The following is a 17068-nucleotide window of genomic DNA, read 5'->3' as shown; positions in this document are numbered from 1 at the left end:
AACAAGAGGAAAGAATTTCAATGTCCCAAAGTCTTGCAACGGTCGCCTACCTCGGTGCGGCCATTCTGTTTATCTTGAGTCTGGGCGGCCTGTCCAACCCGGAAACCTCACGCCGTGGCAACCTGTTTGGCATGCTGGGCATGGCACTGGCCATTTTGGCCACCGTGTTTGGCCCACGCGTGACCGCCGACGGCTTCGCCTGGATTGTGGCGGCGCTGGTCGTGGGTGGCGGCATTGGCTTGTATGCAGCCAAAACCGTGAAGATGACTCAGATGCCCGAGCTGGTTGCCTTGATGCACAGCCTGGTCGGTCTGGCCGCCTGTCTGGTGGGCTTTGCCAGCTATGTCGACACGTCGATCCAGCTGGAAGGCGCAGAAAAAGCCATCCATGAGATGGAAATTTACATCGGCATCTTGATCGGTGCAGTCACGTTCTCTGGCTCGCTGATTGCGTTTGGCAAGCTCAACGGCAAGATTGGCGGCAAGCCCCTGTTGCTGCCTGCGCGCCACTGGCTGAACCTGGCAGCGCTGCTGATCGTCATCTACTTTGGTTATGCATTCATGCAGGCCCCCACCGTACAAGCCGGCATGCCCGCGCTGGTCATCATGACCGTGATAGCCCTGCTGTTTGGTGTACACATGGTGATGGCCATTGGCGGTGCGGACATGCCCGTCGTGGTGTCCATGCTCAACAGCTACTCCGGCTGGGCTGCTGCGGCTACCGGCTTCATGCTGGGTAACGATCTGCTGATCATCACCGGGGCACTGGTGGGTTCGTCCGGCGCCATCCTCAGCTACATCATGTGCCAGGCCATGAACCGCAACTTCATCAGCGTGATTGCCGGTGGCTTTGGCTCCGGCGCACCCAAGAAAAAGGCAGCAGATGGTGCGGCCGCTGAGCCACAAGGCGAAGTAGTGCCCGTCACCAGTGCCGAAACTGCCGAGCTGCTGCGCGATGCCAAGCGTGTCATCATCGTGCCCGGCTATGGCATGGCGGTGGCCCAGGCCCAGCACACCGTGTACGAAATCACTAAAACATTGCGCGAAAAAGGCGTGCAGGTGGAGTTTGCCATCCACCCCGTGGCAGGTCGCATGCCTGGTCACATGAACGTGCTGCTGGCCGAAGCCAAAGTGCCTTACGACATCGTGATGGAGATGGACGAGATCAACGCCGACTTCCCCCAAGCCGACGTGGCCATGGTGATTGGCGCCAACGACATCGTGAACCCCAGCGCGCTGGACGACCCTGACAGCCCCATTGCTGGCATGCCGGTGCTGGAAGTGTGGAAGGCCAAGCACTCCATCGTGATGAAGCGCTCCATGGCCTCTGGCTACGCCGGCGTAGACAACCCCCTGTTCTACAAAGAAAACAACCGAATGCTGTTTGGCGATGCCAAGAAGATGCTCGACGAGGTGCTGACTGCCTTGCGTGCTTGATTTGCTGCGGCACTCAACGTAGCCAGTCAAAAAAAGCGCCTGTGGTTTTGGCCACAGGCGCTTTTTGCATGCACTGACGCTCTTGAAGGCCATGGCCCGCAGCAGCAGGACCGTGCACGATTTAGCTGCGCAACTGCGTAAAAAGCTGGCTCCATGCTTGTTCTGGCAAAGGCAGCAAGTTCATTGAACGCAGCATCAGCGCCCCCTCCAAAGCGCACAGCCGCAAAATTTCTTGCTGGCCTTCAGGCGTGGCGGCAGAGAGATCGGGAAAACTTTCGGCATACCATTTGCGCAGGTACTCACGGCTTTCAGGCTCCTGGCTCATTGCCAGCGACATGGTCCCAATGCGCTGGTTCACTGCGGTGTCTGCAGTGGTGACGGCATCGACATAGGCCGCCACGCAAGAAGCGCCTGCCAGCTTGGCGGCGTTAAAACGTGCTTCATAACCGCTGTCCAGGTGTTCATACAGCGCCGTAAGCAGCGCTTCCTTGGTACCAAACGCACTTTGCACGCCACCCTTGCTCACCTTGGCCGCTTTGGCAATGGCATCGAACGACAGCGCTCCCGCACCACGTGTGCGAATGATGTGCTCCGCTGCGTCCAGCAGACTGGCTTTGTCAATCGATGGCTTTCTTCCCATATTGTCTTTTCCAAAAAATAAAAATACGCCCGCATTAAAATACGATTGTATTTAAATAATTGTATTGAGGAATCGTATGAAGTTCCAGAGCCGATGGCTAACTCTGGCGATTGTTTCTGCAGCGCTGTTCCTGGTCGTGATTGACATGACCGTGCTGTACACCGCGCTGCCCAGCTTGGCGCAAGCCTTGCACACGACAGCTTCAGATAAATTGTGGATCCTGAACGCTTACTCGCTCGTGATGGCAGGCTTGATGCCTGTGATGGGGGCGCTGGGGGACCGCCTGGGCCACCGCCGCGTGTTTATCTTTGGCATGGTCACGTTTGGTGTGGCCTCCATGCTGGCCGCCTTTGCACCGACTGCAGCCATGCTGATTGCAGCGCGTGCACTGCTGGCTGTGGGCGGTGCAGCCATGATGCCTGCAACCATTGCCATCATCCGCACCAGTTTTCAGGATCCCAAAGAGCTGGCGCTGGCCATTGGTATCTGGGCAGCCATTGCTTCTGGCGGGGCAGCTATTGGCCCATTGCTTGGCGGCGCGCTTTTGGAGCACTTTTGGTGGGGCTCGGTGTTTTTGATCAATGTGCCCATCATTGGCGTGGCGACCTTGCTGGCGCTGCACTATGTGCCTGTCCGGGCCGGTAACCCAGACATCACCATCGACCTTGCCAGCTGCTGGCAAAGCATGCTGGGCATCATCGCCTTGGCCTATGGCATCAAAGAGTTCGCCAAGCCCGACAGCCACAGCCTGCTGGCATGGTCTGCACTGCTTTTGGGGGCCATGCTGCTGGCCGTATTCATTCGCCGGCAGCTGCGCATTCCTCGCCCGCTCATTGATTTGCGCCTGCTTTGTGCTGCACCGATTGCCACCGGCATGCTGGTGGCGCTGATTGCTTCCATGACGCTGATTGGCTTTGAGCTGGTGTTGAGCCAGCGCCTGCAGCTGGTCGCGGGCAAGAGCCCATTAGAGGCTGGTGCCTTTGTGCTGCCGATTTCGCTGGGGTCGTTCTTCGCAGGCCCGCTGGCAGGGGCCTTGATTGGCCGGGTGGGCAGCGTGCGGGTGATTGTTGCGGGTCTGTGCATGACGGCGCTGGGCATCGCGGGCTACATGCTCTTGCGTGACGCCAGTGTCTGGGCGCAGGTGCTGATCCTGGCCTTGTGCGGCATCGGCATTGGCTCCAGCCTCACGGCATCCAGCACCCTGGTCATGAGCAATGTGGCTGAAGACCGTGCAGGCATGGCCGGCTCTGTGGAAGGTGTGGCCTATGAGTTTGGCGGGGGCTTTGGTGTCACCATATTTGGCTCCATCATGACAGCCGTCTACGTTGCGAATGTGCAAGAAATGGGGCTGTCCCACATGGCGGGCAGCAGTCTGGATGAAGCCCACACCTACGTACAGGCGCACCCGGGCGCAAGCCAGGCACTGGCCAGCGCCATGCAAGCTTTTGAAGCCTCATTCACGTGGGTGAGCGCGCTTGTGGCCGTCATGCTCTTTGGCCTGGCATGCATGGTGCTGCTCAACCGAAGAAAGCTCCCTACGCGGTAGACACATGCCCGCCGACTTCGCAGATGAATCCAGATATTCAGGCTGTCGAGCAGCCACCCGGCACCTGCTGACTGTCATCTGCAAAAAAAGGGCTGCCAAATTGGCAGCCCTTTTTTATACCTTCAGCGCCAGATGGCTGGCAATCGCGATCACTGCAAAGCAGCAGGCTTCATGTAACCCACAAACTTGGTATCAACCACCTGCTTGAATGCTGGTGAGCGGTAGGCTTCGGCAAGATCCTTGGCCCACTGGGTGGTTTCGTTGCCGGTCTTCACAGCCACAACGTTCAGGTACTGATCAGGGGTTTTCTCCAGCACCACAGCCTCTTGCAGCTTCAGACCGGAAGAGATGGCGAAGTTGCCATTCACCACCACAAAGTCAGCATCTTCCAGCGCGCGGGGCAGATGTGCGGCATCCAGAGGCAGGAACTTGAGCTTGTGCGGGTTTTCAGCCAGATCCAGCTCAGAAACGCGCGCCGGGTTCACACCAGCTTTGATCTTGATAAGGCCAGCGTTTTGCAGCACCAGCAAGGCACGCGCCAGATTGCTGGGGTCATTGGGCAGGGCCACGCGGGCACCAGATTTGAGTTCATTGAGGCTCTTGAACTTCTTGGAGTACACACCCATCGGGGCCACAGGGCCTTGGGCAATCGCGCTGAGGGCCAGCTTGCGGTCTTTGGTGAACTGGTCAAAGTAGGCGCGGTGCTGGAAGAAATTGGCGTCCAGTGACCCATCGCTCAATGCCAGATTGGGCTGCACATAGTCATTGAACTCAATGAGCTTGACCGTATAGCCCTTGGCCTTGAGCTGGGGCACGATGCCTTCTTGCAGCAAGTCGTAGTTGGAGCCTGCGGTGGCACCAATGCGCAGATTTTTCTTGGCTGCATCCTGCGCCATCGCTGGCGCAGCCAGCACACCCGCCATGGCCAGCACAGCAGCAGTCAATACAGCGCGGCGGTCAGCACCAGCCTTGAAGAAAAAGCGATCAGACATGATTAACTCCCTGAGATGAATGAACGTGGGCATGCGTCAAAATGCGCGCAGCGCCACGCCGTCAAGTGCGGTGAGTATGGTGCAGGCAAGGGTAAGCCCTAAAGAATAAAACACCATCTGTTTATTCTCATATCAGCATAAAACCATCTTCTCCGAGGGAGGCACAGCTTGACAGACAGCACCCACACCCACCTCTTGAATCACGATGGGCATATTGCCCGTGTGCAAGGCATCACCGTTGGCCACTTCACCAGCCAGCAGCGCCCCACAGGCTGCAGCGTGGTGCTGTGCCCCGAAGGCGCCGTCGCCGGTGTGGATGTGCGCGGTGCGGCACCCGGCACCCGCGAAACAGACTTGCTGCACCCCAGCAATCTGGTGCAGACCGTCCACGGCATTGTGCTGGCCGGTGGCAGCGCCTGGGGCTTGGACAGCGCCACCGGCGCAGTGCGCTGGCTGGAGGAGCAAGGCGCGGGGCTGAACATCGGGGTGGGCCGCATTCCGCTGGTGCCTGCTGCCGTGCTGTTTGATGTGATGCTGGGCGATATGAAAATCCGTCCAGATGCCGCTGCTGGCTATGCAGCCTGCCAGGCCGCATCCAGCGCACGCCCGGCAGAGGGCAGTGTTGGAGCCGGTGCCGGAGCGGTGATTGGCAAGATTTTTGGCTGGCAGCGCGCCATGAAGGGCGGTATTGGCACTGCCAGCCTGACCGTGCGTGGAGTGACGGTAGGTGCGCTGGTGGCCTGCAACGCACTGGGTGACGTTTTCAACCCTTACACCGGCCAGTTGCTTGCTGGTGCGCGCACCCCCGATGGTCAAGCGCTGCTCAATGCGCGTGATGCCTTGCTGCATGGCCTAGAGCCGCAACCCATTTTGGCGGGGAGCAACACCACGATTGGCGTGGTGGCCACCGACGCCGTCCTGACCAAGCCCCAGGCCCACCGAATGGCCGTCACCGCGCACGATGGGCTGGCCCGCAGCATCAACCCCGTGCACACCATGAGCGACGGCGACACGCTGTTTGCACTGGCTACCGGCCAAAGTGGCCAAACGCTGGGCATGATGACGCTGTCCACCATGGCCGCCGAAGTGGTGGCCATTGCCACGGCACGCGCCGTGCTGCTGGCGCAATCCATGCCCGTACCCCAGCAAACCGTACTGCCCAGCTGGCAGGAGCTGAACCACCACAGCATGCGGGGTGAGCGCAATGAATGAACCCACGATTGGCAGCGCAATCTGAAACGGTTCCTGCGACTGATGTCAATGCAGCGCAGCTTTATTTTCTAAATAAAAAAAGAGCACCTATCGCTTACTGAACAAGCCTTTCACATATAAATCATATGAAAAGCCATATACAGCAAGCGTCAGGCGCTCACTTTTAAAAAACCCAGCCTGAACTTTCACCCCAGCACCTCGCAGAATGGGGTTCAAAAATATACGCACCACCACTGACATGGCACAGACTACGGCCGCTCAAAGCGGTGATGCATCTCAGGGGTGGAGTCGTTTTTCAGGCCGCCGCTACAAGGCCATTAATCCACAGTGGCTCCAGAAGCCTTCACCACAGGCGCCCATGTGCTCACCTCCTGGCGGATGAAGTTGCTGAAATCCTTGGGGCTGTTCTTTTCTGCCACGGCGCCCAGTTTTTCGTAAGCCAGCTTCACTTCAGGTTTGTCAAACGCCTGGTTCATCACCAGATTGAGCTTGTCCACCACCTCTTTAGGTGTGCCCTTGGGTGCAATCAGGCCGAACCACGAGGTCACATCAAACGGTGCCACACCACTTTCTTCCAGCGTAGGCACATTGGGTGCCGAAGGTGAGCGGGTTTTGGTCGTCACAGCCAGCGCCTTGAGCTTGCCCGACTGCACATGCGGCCAAGAGGCTGGCATGTTGTCAAACATGAACTGCACCTGCCCGCCGATCAAATCCGTCACTGCAGGGGCGCTGCCCTTGTAAGGCACGTGCTGTGTTTTCAGACCCGTGCGCACCTTGAACATCTCGCCGGCCATGTGAATCGATGTGCCACTGCCCGAAGAGGCATAGGCAATCTTGTCATCATTCGTGCGCGCCCACTCAATGAATTCCTTGACGTTATTGGCTGGCACGCTGGGGTGCACCACCAAAATATTGGGCACCTTGGCACCGAGCGCCACCGCTTCAAAATCGCGGTTCAAATCAAACTTGATCTTGGGGTACAGCGTCTGGTTGATGGCGCTGGTCACGGCCACAAACAGCAAGGTGTAGCCATCAGGATCGGCGGCCTTGACCACCTCGGTGGCAATATTGCTGCCACCACCCGGGCGGTTTTCAATGATGAAACTCTGCCCCAGTGACTGTGTCAGCTCCTTGGCCATGATGCGTGCCACCACGTCGGTGGTGCCACCCGCTGAAAAGCCCACCACGATACGCACAGGCTTGCTGGGGTAACTGTTTTGTGCAAACACCGCCAACGCGCTGGCAGCCAGCAAACCCACGCCCATTTGCGCCACACGGCGACGCTGAAAAAGACCAGAAAAAGACATCAGAAACGCTCCCAGCTTGCAACTTCTTATTACGTTGACTTGCGTCAAAAAAGTCAATATACAAACCATGTAATGACTATTGATCTGGGGTTTACCCAGTCCACGCGATTGACGAAGCCCGCACCCATGCCGGTCGCACAGAAAAAAAGGGCTCCATTCGGAGCCCTTTTTTGTCAAGCACTGCTGAAGATAATTACTTCAGTGCCTTGTAGCGGAAACGCTTGGGAGCAGCGCCCTCTTCGCCCAGACGCTTTTTCTTGTCGGCTTCGTACTCTTGGTAGTTGCCATCAAAGAACACCCACTGCGAATCACCTTCAGCAGCCAGGATGTGCGTGGCAATACGGTCCAGGAACCAGCGATCGTGCGAGATGACCATCACTGTGCCTGCGTACTCCAGCAACGCATCTTCCAAAGCGCGCAATGTTTCCACGTCCAAGTCGTTGGATGGCTCGTCCAGCATCAGCACGTTGCCGCCCTGAATCAGGGTTTTGGCCAGGTGCAGGCGACCGCGCTCACCACCGGACAGGTTGCCGACCTTCTTTTGCTGGTCTTGTCCGTTGAAGTTAAAGCGTCCGGCGTAAGCACGCGAGGCCATGGTGAACTTGCCCACAGTGATCATGTCCAGACCACCGGAGATGTCTTCCCAGACCGTCTTTTCGTTGGCCAGATCATCACGGTGCTGGTCCACAAAGGCCATCTTCACAGTCTGGCCAATATCCACCGTACCGGAATCAGGCTGCTCCTTGCCCGCGATCAGCTTGAACAGGGTCGACTTACCGGCACCGTTAGGGCCGATGATGCCCACGATCGCGCCAGCCGGCACGTTCATGGACAGGTTGTCGATCAGCAAACGGTCGCCAAAAGCCTTGGATACGTTGTTGAATTCAATAACCTTGGCACCCAGGCGCTCTGCCACAGGAATAAAGATTTCCTGCGTTTCATTGCGCTGCTGGTATTCGTAATCGCTCAGCTCTTCGAAGCGTGCAATACGTGCCTTGGACTTGGCTTGGCGACCCTTGGCATTTTGGCGTACCCACTCCAGCTCCTTCTTCAAGGCCTTGGCGCGGGCTTCTTCGCCCTTTTGCTCGGTTTCCAGACGGTTGCTCTTTTGAGTCAGCCAGTCGGAGTAGTTGCCCTTGTATGGAATGCCGCGTCCGCGGTCCAGCTCCAAAATCCACTCGGCGGCGTTATCCAGGAAGTAGCGGTCGTGGGTAATGGCCACCACGGTGCCCGAGAAGCGGTGCAGAAACTGCTCCAGCCAGTCCACAGACTCAGCGTCCAAGTGGTTGGTCGGCTCGTCAAGCAGCAGCATGTCGGGCTTGGACAGCAGCAGCTTGCACAGCGCCACGCGGCGCTTTTCACCACCAGACAGCAGGCCTACCTTGGCGTCCCATGCGGGCAGACGCAGCGCGTCAGCAGCAATTTCCAGCTGGTGCTCGGAGTCGGTGCCTGCGGCAGCGATGATGGCTTCCAGCTCGCCTTGCTCTGCAGCCAGGGCGTCAAAGTCTGCGTCTTCTTCGGCATAGGCTGCGTAGACTTCTTCCAGACGCGCCTTGGCGTTGTTCACCTCAGCCATGGCCTCTTCCACCGCCTGGCGCACCGTGTGCTCAGGGTTGAGCTGCGGCTCTTGGGGCAGGTAACCGATCGACAGGCCCTGCATTGGAATGGCTTCGCCTTCGAACTCCTTGTCCACGCCAGCCATGATCTTCAGCAGCGAAGACTTGCCGGAACCATTCAAGCCCAGCACGCCGATCTTGGCACCGGGGAAGAAACTCAGCGAAATGTCCTTCAAGATCTGGCGCTTTGGGGGCACTGTCTTGGTCAGGTGGTTCATCGAAAAGACGTATTGGGCCATGTGTTTGTCAGCAAATTCTTGTAAAAAAATAATAATCTGGCGCACAGTTCAAGGGCGCCCCAACCATTGATTATCTCCTCATGCGACAATACGCACAGTCAGGGGCTCCAGTTTCCCCTTGGCATCAGCATTCAGCTGGGGACAAAGACTCGCCAACCCGAGCGATTCCGGCTCCCAAATCCTGTGAATCTCATCTGCCTACGACTGGCTTGGCAACCTGCACAGGTTGCTCCGACGGGCTGATACCCCGCGCCCGGATGGGCGTATCGACAACAATGACATTTGAAGAATTGAACTTGGCACCCGCCATCGTGAAAGCGGTGCTGGAGCAGGGCTACGAAACCCCTACCCCTATTCAGGCACAGGCTATTCCCTTGGTGCTCGCAGGCCACGACCTGCTGGCCGGCGCACAAACCGGCACCGGCAAGACCGCAGCGTTCTCGCTGCCGATGCTCCATCGCCTGACGCAGGGCGGCACCACTGCACCTGCAGGCGGCATTCGCGCGCTGATCCTCACACCGACCCGTGAGCTGGCTGCGCAAATTGAAGAAAACATCCGCTTTTACTCGAAGTACCTGGACGTCACCACCACCGTCATCTTTGGCGGTGTAGGCATGAAGCCTCAGGTGGACCGCATCCGCAAGGGTGTCGACGTTCTGGTGGCCACGCCAGGTCGCCTGCTGGACTTGCAGCAGCAAGGTCTGGTCGATCTGTCGCAAGTTGAAATCCTGGTGCTGGACGAAGCCGACCGCATGCTGGACATGGGCTTCATCCACGACGTCAAGAAAATTTTGGCGCTCGTACCCAAGAACAAGCAAAGCCTGCTGTTTTCGGCGACCTTCAGCGACGAGATCCGCACCCTGGCCAACGGTCTGCTGCGCAACCCGCAAAGCATTCAGGTCACGCCAAGCAACACCACCGTGCAGCGCATCAAGCAGGTGATCCACCCAGTGGGGCGCAACAAGAAAAAAGATGTGCTGCTGCACATCATCAACAGCAACCAGTGGAACCAGGTGCTGGTGTTCACACGCACCAAGTTTGGTGCCAACCATGTGGCAGAGTTCTTGACCAAGAACGGTGTCACCGCCATGGCCCTGCACGGCAACAAGAGCCAAAGCGCGCGCACGCAGGCACTGGCTGGCTTTAAAACCGGCGAACTGCGCGCTCTGGTTGCTACGGATATCGCGGCACGCGGCATCGACATTGACGAACTGCCACACGTCGTCAACTACGAAATTCCGAACGTCTCTGAAGATTACGTTCACCGCATTGGCCGCACCGGCCGTGCAGGCCGTGAAGGCCACGCAGTCAGCCTGGTCTGCATGGACGAAGAAGGCTTCATGATGGACATTGAACGCTTTACCAAGCAGGAAATCCCCGTCGTTCCTATGCCTGAGTTTGGCCCTGAGCCTGGTGAAAAGGCTGAGCCCATCGCCATGGGTCGCCAGACCATCTGGGGCGGTGCAGGCAAGCCGCCAAGCCGTGATGTCATGCAAGCCGCTGCACGCGCCGCTCGCCAGGAAATGATGGATCGCATTCGCACCACCAAGGCTGGGCAACCTGATCGCGGCGGCCGCCCTCAGCGCGCGCCCCGTGGTGATGCGCCCTCTGCAGCTGATGCAGATGGTCAAGGCCCTCGCCGTGGTGGCCCACGCCGCCCTGCCCGCCAAGGCTTTGCGCCTCGCGACAACGCACAGGCACCTTCGTTTGAGGCTCGCGAAGGCGGCTATGACGCACCGCGTGGCGAACGCGCAGAGCAAGACAGCCAGGACCGCCGCAGCGGCCAAGGCTACAACCGCTCGCGTCAGCGCCCTTCACGTGACAACCCTCGTGGCCCAACTGCACAAGGCGCAAACGAAGCTCAGGCACCTCGCCAGCCTCGCGAGCCCCGTGAACAGCGTCAGCCACGCCAGCCTCGCGAATCACGTGGCGAAGGCTACAACCGCTTTGACGACCAGCCTCCACGCCCCAATGCCCACCTGGGCACGCAAGCTGGCAACCCGTCACGCGCTCCACGCAGCAACACCAGCGGGCAGCCAGACCCAACCCGCACCAGCATTGATCTGATGATGGAGCGCCCACGCCGCAGTGGCGGTGGCGGCGGCTTCCGAGGCGGCAATGGTGGTGGCAGCGGCGGCGGTTTCCGTGGCGGCAATGGCGGTGGTAACGGCGGTGGTGGCGGCTTCGGCGGCAATCGCCGCGGCGGCGGCGGTTTTAACCGCTAATCTCCAGGAATGGCCGAACCACCCGGCAGATCAAAGATTTGCGCTTGAAGGCATGTACTTTTTCACAGTTCATACATTGCGTGCGACACAAGAAAGTACATCCATCACAGGTGGTTCAAGCCACTCTTAGCGCCCTGCGCTGACAACACGGGGCAAGGCCACGGCGTAACATGCGCCAACTCCTGGCTTTTGCCTCACGCGATATGTCCGTCTGCTAGCCATCGCTACTGGACGGACATCATCTTCACTTGGTTTTCTGCGGTTTACAGCACCATGACAAAGCCCAACGCCCCTGTCTTCGCGCCGTATCTGGAACGCCCAGGCCACAACATGGCAACGCATGCTTCGCGTTGGCTCATGATCGGCTCAGCTCTGGCTCTGGCTGCATGCTCCAGCACACCCCTTCCTGAATGGCCTGCCACCACAAGTACAACAACGCGTGCGCAGCCCTCCAGTTCAGCACCCACAGCCCCTTTGCCTGCCAGCGTAACGCCTGTGGCATCGAATACGCGCCTTGAAGTGCCATACAGCGGCGCAATTGCCGCTCTGTTTCCAGAGCCCAGTGAACGCTACAGCACACCAGGCCTTTCCGAAGGCCGTCGCAGCTTCACAACCAACAGTGAGCTGGCAGAGGTACTGCGCAATTTAAGCCAGCAGACACCTGAAGAAAGCCCTCGTCTGGGCTTGCTCAACAATGGCAATGCCCAAAGCGGCACCCCCATCCATGCGCTGATTGCAACCCAGGCCAAGGCCATAACGCCTTTGGCGCTGGATGAAAGCAATCGACCCAGCGTCATGATCGTGGCAGGCCAGCAAGGCACCGATGCAGCGGCAACAGAAGCCCTCCTGGTACTGAGCAAAGAGCTCGGCGCCGGAGGTTTGCTGACTCCATTGCTGGACAAAATCAACATCATCTTTGTGCCCCGCGCCAACCCTGATGGGTTTGACAAAGGCACCGCAGCAACGTCTGACGGCACAGATTTGCGTTTTGACCACCTGCAGCTCAAAACTCCCGAAGCCCGCTTTCTGGCCAAACTGGTGCGCGACTATCGCCCCAGCGTACTTTTAGATGCCAGCGAATTCGATGCCATTGAGCCCACGCTGCAGCGTTTCGCTGCGGTGCGCGCCAATGACATGGGTCTGCAATACGCAGTCACACCCAATGCCCACGAATTTGTCACCAAAGCCGCCCGTGAGTGGATGCACCAGCCTGCCTCCAGCGCGCTGAGCCAAGCAGGCATGCGGGTGGACTGGGCATTTGAAGCCACAGGCAACAGCGCCGAGAACGGTTTTGCGATGGGAACGCTAGAGCCAACCACCCTCACCAATGCCGCCAGCCTGAAAAATGTGGTCAGCATGAAAGCGAGCAGCCGGGGCAGCGATCTCAAGCGCACCCATCTGCAACGCCGTGTGCACAGTCAAGTGCAAACCATGCTCGCTGTACTGCAAAGTGCCGCCCAGCGTGCTGGCGACTTGCGCCAGGTGAACACTTATGTGACGCGTGATGTAGCCTCGCACGCTTGCCGCAGCACACTGGCAGTCCAAGCCCAGCCCAGCCATGGACAGCGAGAAATCACATTGGTTGATGCTGCCAGTGCGCAGTTGGTTCAGAAAAATGTGGCATGGACCAGCAGCCTGTCCATCAGCAACCCGCGCACACGCAGCAACGCCTGCGGTTACTGGCTGTCAGCCAATGCCGTGCAAGCCACAGAGCGCCTGGGCATGATGGGCGTCAATGTGCTGCGCGTTGCAGAACTGTCCAGTATTCAAACAGAAACCTATCAAGTCACCCCTGGTGCATCAGCCTCTGAAACGGCTGTTCATCTGGTGCGCCACAGCCTTGAAGCTGCACCCGGCAGCTACTATGTGAGCATGAACCAGCCTTTGGCGTTCCTGGCCGCCGCAGCTCTGGAGCCTGATACTCCCTACAGTTTTTACAGCACCGGTGTTCTTGGCGACATCAAGGAAGTTGCGCGCGTGACGGCTCTGCCGAACATCGTTTTCGAGGAAGAATAAGGCCCTCCAAGCTCTGCGCCACACCCGCTGCGCAGCATGGTTCAATGTTCTGTCACACAGTGCTTTGAGCTGCATGCTTCGTTATAACTGTGCGCAATGCGGAGTGGAAAAAGCGCATAAAGAACAAGAAAAGCCCCGGTGCACTGAAGTACCGGGGCTTTTTTATGTGGGCTTTGTGGCTGGACGGTTGAGCATGCTCTCCACCACCCTTGTTTGCCTCGTTATCTGCCTCGTTGTCGGCATCTCAGACGCCAGCTCCCTTACTCATGCTCGCTGTGGCCAGTCTGGTCACTGTGAGCAAGTCAAAGTCAGGCTGTAAGGCATTGGTGCGTCACAGTCCAAGCAAGCATTTGGCAATGCATTTGGCAACCGTTAGCCAGAGCTTGGTAAAACTGTGCCTTCAGCTGACAGCGACGATCAGGGCGCACAACGCGCAAAGGTATCTCGCCAGCTAGCTAATGCCCTGCTATGACAGCGCAAACAATAAAGTCCTCAGTGGCTGCTTACCGAACTTTACTGCGATCAAGCTCAGTTAAGCATATCTAGACAGGCCTGCGCGCACTTCTTGCATGCTTTGGCACATGCTTGGCAGTGTGCATGGTGATGCTGCTCACACTCATGGGCGCAAGCCAAACACACTTCACTGCAAAGACGGCAAAAATGTTTGGCCATCTCGCTGTTGCGAGCCATGGCATTGGCTGCCAAGGTACAGATTGCCGCGCAGTCAGCATCCAAGGCGATGCATCGCGCCATCATTTGAACATCCGTCTCTTGGAGACATTGAGCAAAACATGTGTTGCATGCGACAGCACAGGCGTTGCATGCGTCAATGCAGTCTTGGTACTGATTTGCTGTATTCATCGGTAGCTCCTTGTTGTCAGTCAGACAGGCTGTCGAAGGACAGGCTCAATGCGCTTTCAAGAAAGCGATTAGTGCGTTGTTAAATTCTTTGGCGTGAGAGAGGTTGCAGCCGTGTGGGCCATTCTTGATGACATGCAACTCGCTGCCCTTGATAGATTTATGCGTTCTTGCCCCGCTGACTTCGATGGGGACAATCTGATCACTATCGCCATGAATCACAAGCGTTGGGATATCAAATTTTTGCAAGTCAGCACGAAAGTCTGTTCTTGAAAATGAGCCAATGCAATCGTGCGTACCTTTGGCAGATGCAAAAGCTGCAATCATCTTTGCGTATTCCCTCTGGGCTTCACTGACCAATAACTTGCCACTAGAGTCCGAGAAAAACTTCTGAGTAAATCCCTCCAGGAAATCCAGACGATCTGTCAAAACTGCTCCTTGCTTTTTCTGAACGTCTTTCTCTGTGACTGCGCCTTCTGGATTTTTCTCAGATTTAAACAAATAAGGTGTCACAGCAGCCGCAAAAACTGCTGAGCGAATGAATTTAGAGCCATACATCCCGATGTATCTGGCCACCTCTCCACCTCCCATGGAAAAGCCAACCAAAGTGACATCTGAGAGTGTTAACTCGGCGATCAACTCGTTAAGGTCCTGCGCCAAAGTGTCATAGTCATACCCCGACCAAGGCTGGGAGGAAGCACCGAAACCACGACGGTCATATGCAATCACCCGAAAACCTGCCTCTACCAAATCGGCAATTTGCGGCTCCCAGGTTCGGCCACTCAAAGGCCATCCATGAATAAGAATGACGGGCCGGCCTTTGCCATAGTCCTGATAGTGCAGCTGCAGGGTACCTGTACTGGATTGTGAAATATCGATATATGGCATTGCGCCTTCCTTTCAACGAGGGGGGGATATGGACAAGAGGACAAAGCGATCTAATGAAAAAAACGCATGCATCCCCTGAGGCGAGCAGCACCTAAGGTGCTGTCATTTTTCCGGTGGGCAATCTTCAACCTCTGATTTATTGCGCTCTGCAGATGTACCTGCGGCGGCGGCTCCCAAAGCACCAGCCACACTCCCTACAGTGCCTCCAACCAAAATACCAACGGGACCAGCCACAGCACCACCAACTGCAGCTCCAACAGCTACACCCGCCAGTGCTCCTCCCCCAACCAGGGAAGATGAAATTTCACGAGCTGACTCTTGCTCACTCATAGCGACCTGCGCATTGGGATCTGGATCCTGTGACGGCACTCCATGCCCTGGCTGCGCTTGCTCGGCAAGGTCAGGATCGGTTGCAGGGTTTGCAGGTTCAAGGGGATTTCGGGTATTCATACGCTTCTCCTTAAGTGGTTTAAGCACAGCAGACAAAGCACTGCATTGATGCTCTAGTCTTATGCAGATGAATACCTGCACCAATGGCCGATGCCTCCACGTCCTTGTCAGTCAACCCCTTAGTTAACTTTCGATACATCAGCAGACCTCAAGGCCGTTCAGACCTGCGGGACTCCTGCCTGTCGAACTTCCCAAGTTTTTATTGATGCACGATCACAGGCCTGGCTGTTCTTGCATCCCGGGGGGTATCCAACCGTTTTTGCTGTCAGCCATTAAAAAACCCCTGCCAGCTTGTACCGGCAGGGGTTTTTCTTTCAGCTCAGCAGTGGCGCTTAGAAAGCCCAGCGCACCTTCACGCTGGCCGACTGGTCACGGCTGCCGCTGCCGTACTCGCCGTTGTAGCCCAGCACCAGGGCCGAGTAACGGCTCAGCGCCATCTCAGCCTGCAGACCCACCAGCGCCGTGTTGCGCGCCAGCGGAGCGCCAGCCACGGTAAAGCTGCTGGAGCCTTCAAACGCCATGGTGCGGTTCTGGCTCAAGCTGCCCCAGGCATGGCGCACGCCCAAGGTGCCACGCACGCGGGTGTCTTTGCCAGCCAGCACAAAGTCACTGTGCGCACGCACGCCCAGCGTGGTGCTGGCCAGTGTGTCGCGGCTCGATTGGCTGCTCAGTGCCGCAAAGCCACCGCTTTCCTTGAAGCTGTCCGAGCGCTGCTCACCCAGCGTGATGCCTACAAATGGCTCAAACCCCTGCTTGTCGTACTGGCCCATGGCGTAGCCCACTTCCGCAAACAACTGCGCCGTGTGGGCGCTGTAGTCAGCTTTGAGGTTCTGGTTCAGTGTGGCCACACTGCGCTCAGACTCAATGCTGTGCTTCGTGTACGCCAAGCCACCCATCACGTTGATGCGGTTGGCGCCATGGCTAAAGCCCTTGCCGGTATACACCGCAGCGCTGTAGCTGCTGATGTCTGCCGATGCATCACGGCTGCTCACCTTGGCGTTGGCACTGGTGTAGCCCACCGAGCCACCGACACGCCAGCCGCTGCTGCCCACTTCTTCGTCTGCCCCCAGAAACAGGCCCGTGGTGTTTTGCTTCACACCGGGTGTGTTGCTGTTGCCATCCATCTTTTGCCAGTGGCCCACTACCTCTACCCATGCAGGCAGGGCCTTGGACGATGGCAAAGCCGAGGCTGGCAGCGGCCCATCAGACTGGGCAATCGGTGCGCCTGCACGCAGGCCTGCGGTCAGGTTGTTGCGCAAGTGCTGCAGGCTGATGTTGGGCGCTTGCGCGCTCAGCATGTTAACGCTGCTAGCAACGGTGGAGTGCGTATCGCCTGAGAGGCTGTTGAACACCGCCGCAGGCGCACCGGCAGGCAATGTCTCGATGTGCTGGTACAGCGCGTGCGTGCTGGGCAGGCTCTCCAGCGCATTGGCGGCCGATCCTTGGTTGCTTGTATTGGCCAGATCGGCAAAGTGCATTTGCCCGCCGTTATTGCCACCATTGCTTTTACGTTTGAGCTCCAAGTCAACTTGGTTGGCAATTGAGTAATCCAGCTTGGCATCCAGATAGGCAAAGTTGGAGGTCGCAGCATCGAAGGTGCCATTGATCTGGCTGGCCGACAAAATCGTGTACGTCTTACCAAC

At 57.8% G+C, this 17068-nt stretch carries 13 protein-coding genes; 5 read left to right on the top strand and 8 right to left on the bottom strand.

Annotated features, from left to right (window positions below; all coding sequences use genetic code 11):
• The first annotated feature begins 20 nt into the window (after positions 1-20).
• Positions 21-1436 carry a Re/Si-specific NAD(P)(+) transhydrogenase subunit beta gene (gene pntB / locus H9646_RS00065; RefSeq protein ID WP_191721304.1) on the top strand — a complete coding sequence of 472 codons (1416 nt, stop codon included), beginning with the start codon at positions 21-23 and terminating at the stop codon, positions 1434-1436.
• Positions 1437-1557: 121 nt separating this feature from the next.
• Here the strand turns inward: pntB and H9646_RS00060 are convergent, their stop codons facing one another.
• Complete coding sequence (locus H9646_RS00060) at positions 1558-2076, bottom strand: TetR/AcrR family transcriptional regulator (RefSeq protein ID WP_191721303.1); 519 nt, start codon at positions 2074-2076, stop codon at positions 1558-1560.
• Positions 2077-2152: 76 nt separating this feature from the next.
• On the opposite strand from H9646_RS00060, the gene H9646_RS00055 reads away from it, so the two are divergent.
• A complete protein-coding gene (locus tag H9646_RS00055; protein WP_191721302.1) occupies positions 2153-3622 on the top strand; it encodes an MFS transporter in 1470 nt (489 codons plus the stop codon).
• Between the two features lie 149 nt (positions 3623-3771).
• Here H9646_RS00055 and H9646_RS00050 read toward each other — a convergent pair whose 3' ends face one another.
• Complete coding sequence (locus H9646_RS00050) at positions 3772-4614, bottom strand: MetQ/NlpA family ABC transporter substrate-binding protein (protein WP_191721301.1); 843 nt, start codon at positions 4612-4614, stop codon at positions 3772-3774.
• 168 nt (positions 4615-4782) lie between these two features.
• Here H9646_RS00050 and H9646_RS00045 point away from each other — a divergent pair, with 168 nt between their 5' ends.
• Positions 4783-5826 (top strand): P1 family peptidase, encoded by a 1044-nt coding sequence (locus H9646_RS00045; protein ID WP_191721300.1) that lies wholly within the window; start codon positions 4783-4785, stop codon positions 5824-5826.
• Between the two features lie 317 nt (positions 5827-6143).
• Here the strand turns inward: H9646_RS00045 and H9646_RS00040 are convergent, their stop codons facing one another.
• Together H9646_RS00040 and ettA are read right to left on the bottom strand one after the other, a co-directional pair.
• Positions 6144-7133, bottom strand: coding sequence for a Bug family tripartite tricarboxylate transporter substrate binding protein (locus H9646_RS00040; RefSeq protein ID WP_191721299.1), 990 nt, complete (start codon positions 7131-7133; stop codon positions 6144-6146).
• Between the two features lie 193 nt (positions 7134-7326).
• Positions 7327-8988, bottom strand: a complete 1662-nt coding sequence (gene ettA / locus H9646_RS00035; protein WP_191721298.1) for an energy-dependent translational throttle protein EttA — start codon at positions 8986-8988, stop codon at positions 7327-7329.
• 275 nt (positions 8989-9263) lie between these two features.
• On the opposite strand from ettA, the gene H9646_RS00030 reads away from it, so the two are divergent.
• Together H9646_RS00030 and H9646_RS00025 are read left to right on the top strand one after the other, a co-directional pair.
• Entirely contained in the window at positions 9264-11213 is a 1950-nt protein-coding gene (locus tag H9646_RS00030; RefSeq protein ID WP_191721297.1) for a DEAD/DEAH box helicase, read from the top strand.
• 273 nt (positions 11214-11486) lie between these two features.
• Positions 11487-13229, top strand: coding sequence for a M14 family zinc carboxypeptidase (locus tag H9646_RS00025; protein ID WP_191721296.1), 1743 nt, complete (start codon positions 11487-11489; stop codon positions 13227-13229).
• A 528-nt stretch (positions 13230-13757) separates the two neighbouring features.
• Here the strand turns inward: H9646_RS00025 and H9646_RS18695 are convergent.
• The 4 genes from H9646_RS18695 to H9646_RS00005 all read right to left on the bottom strand — a co-directional run.
• On the bottom strand, positions 13758-13901 hold the full coding sequence (locus tag H9646_RS18695) for a four-helix bundle copper-binding protein (protein ID WP_404813075.1): 144 nt from the start codon (positions 13899-13901) through the stop codon (positions 13758-13760).
• Between the two features lie 234 nt (positions 13902-14135).
• The gene (locus H9646_RS00015) at positions 14136-14975 is read right to left on the bottom strand and encodes an alpha/beta fold hydrolase (RefSeq protein ID WP_191721294.1); all 840 of its coding nucleotides are present in this window, start codon (positions 14973-14975) and stop codon (positions 14136-14138) included.
• 102 nt (positions 14976-15077) lie between these two features.
• On the bottom strand, positions 15078-15425 hold the full coding sequence (locus H9646_RS00010) for a hypothetical protein (RefSeq protein WP_191721293.1): 348 nt from the start codon (positions 15423-15425) through the stop codon (positions 15078-15080).
• A gap of 332 nt (positions 15426-15757) precedes the next feature.
• On the bottom strand, positions 15758-17068 hold a 1311-nt coding region (locus tag H9646_RS00005), incomplete at its 5' end, for an autotransporter outer membrane beta-barrel domain-containing protein (RefSeq protein WP_191721292.1).

Source organism: Comamonas avium (genome assembly GCF_014836675.1).
Lineage (GTDB): Bacteria > Pseudomonadota > Gammaproteobacteria > Burkholderiales > Burkholderiaceae_C > Comamonas > Comamonas avium.
This window is presented reverse-complemented; position numbering and strand designations above follow the sequence as displayed.

What these genes read in the sequence shown, in the direction of transcription:
- pntB (WP_191721304.1), top strand. Translation starts at nt 21, where the DNA reads ATGTCCCAAAGTCTTGCAACGGTCGCCTACCTCGGTGCGGCCATTCTG.
- H9646_RS00060 (WP_191721303.1), bottom strand. Translation starts at nt 2,076, where the DNA reads ATGGGAAGAAAGCCATCGATTGACAAAGCCAGTCTGCTGGACGCAGCG.
- H9646_RS00055 (WP_191721302.1), top strand. Translation starts at nt 2,153, where the DNA reads ATGAAGTTCCAGAGCCGATGGCTAACTCTGGCGATTGTTTCTGCAGCG.
- H9646_RS00050 (WP_191721301.1), bottom strand. Translation starts at nt 4,614, where the DNA reads ATGTCTGATCGCTTTTTCTTCAAGGCTGGTGCTGACCGCCGCGCTGTA.
- H9646_RS00040 (WP_191721299.1), bottom strand. Translation starts at nt 7,133, where the DNA reads ATGTCTTTTTCTGGTCTTTTTCAGCGTCGCCGTGTGGCGCAAATGGGC.
- ettA (WP_191721298.1), bottom strand. Translation starts at nt 8,988, where the DNA reads ATGGCCCAATACGTCTTTTCGATGAACCACCTGACCAAGACAGTGCCC.
- H9646_RS00030 (WP_191721297.1), top strand. Translation starts at nt 9,264, where the DNA reads ATGACATTTGAAGAATTGAACTTGGCACCCGCCATCGTGAAAGCGGTG.
- H9646_RS00025 (WP_191721296.1), top strand. Translation starts at nt 11,487, where the DNA reads ATGACAAAGCCCAACGCCCCTGTCTTCGCGCCGTATCTGGAACGCCCA.
- H9646_RS18695 (WP_404813075.1), bottom strand. Translation starts at nt 13,901, where the DNA reads ATGGCCAAACATTTTTGCCGTCTTTGCAGTGAAGTGTGTTTGGCTTGC.
- H9646_RS00015 (WP_191721294.1), bottom strand. Translation starts at nt 14,975, where the DNA reads ATGCCATATATCGATATTTCACAATCCAGTACAGGTACCCTGCAGCTG.
- H9646_RS00010 (WP_191721293.1), bottom strand. Translation starts at nt 15,425, where the DNA reads ATGAATACCCGAAATCCCCTTGAACCTGCAAACCCTGCAACCGATCCT.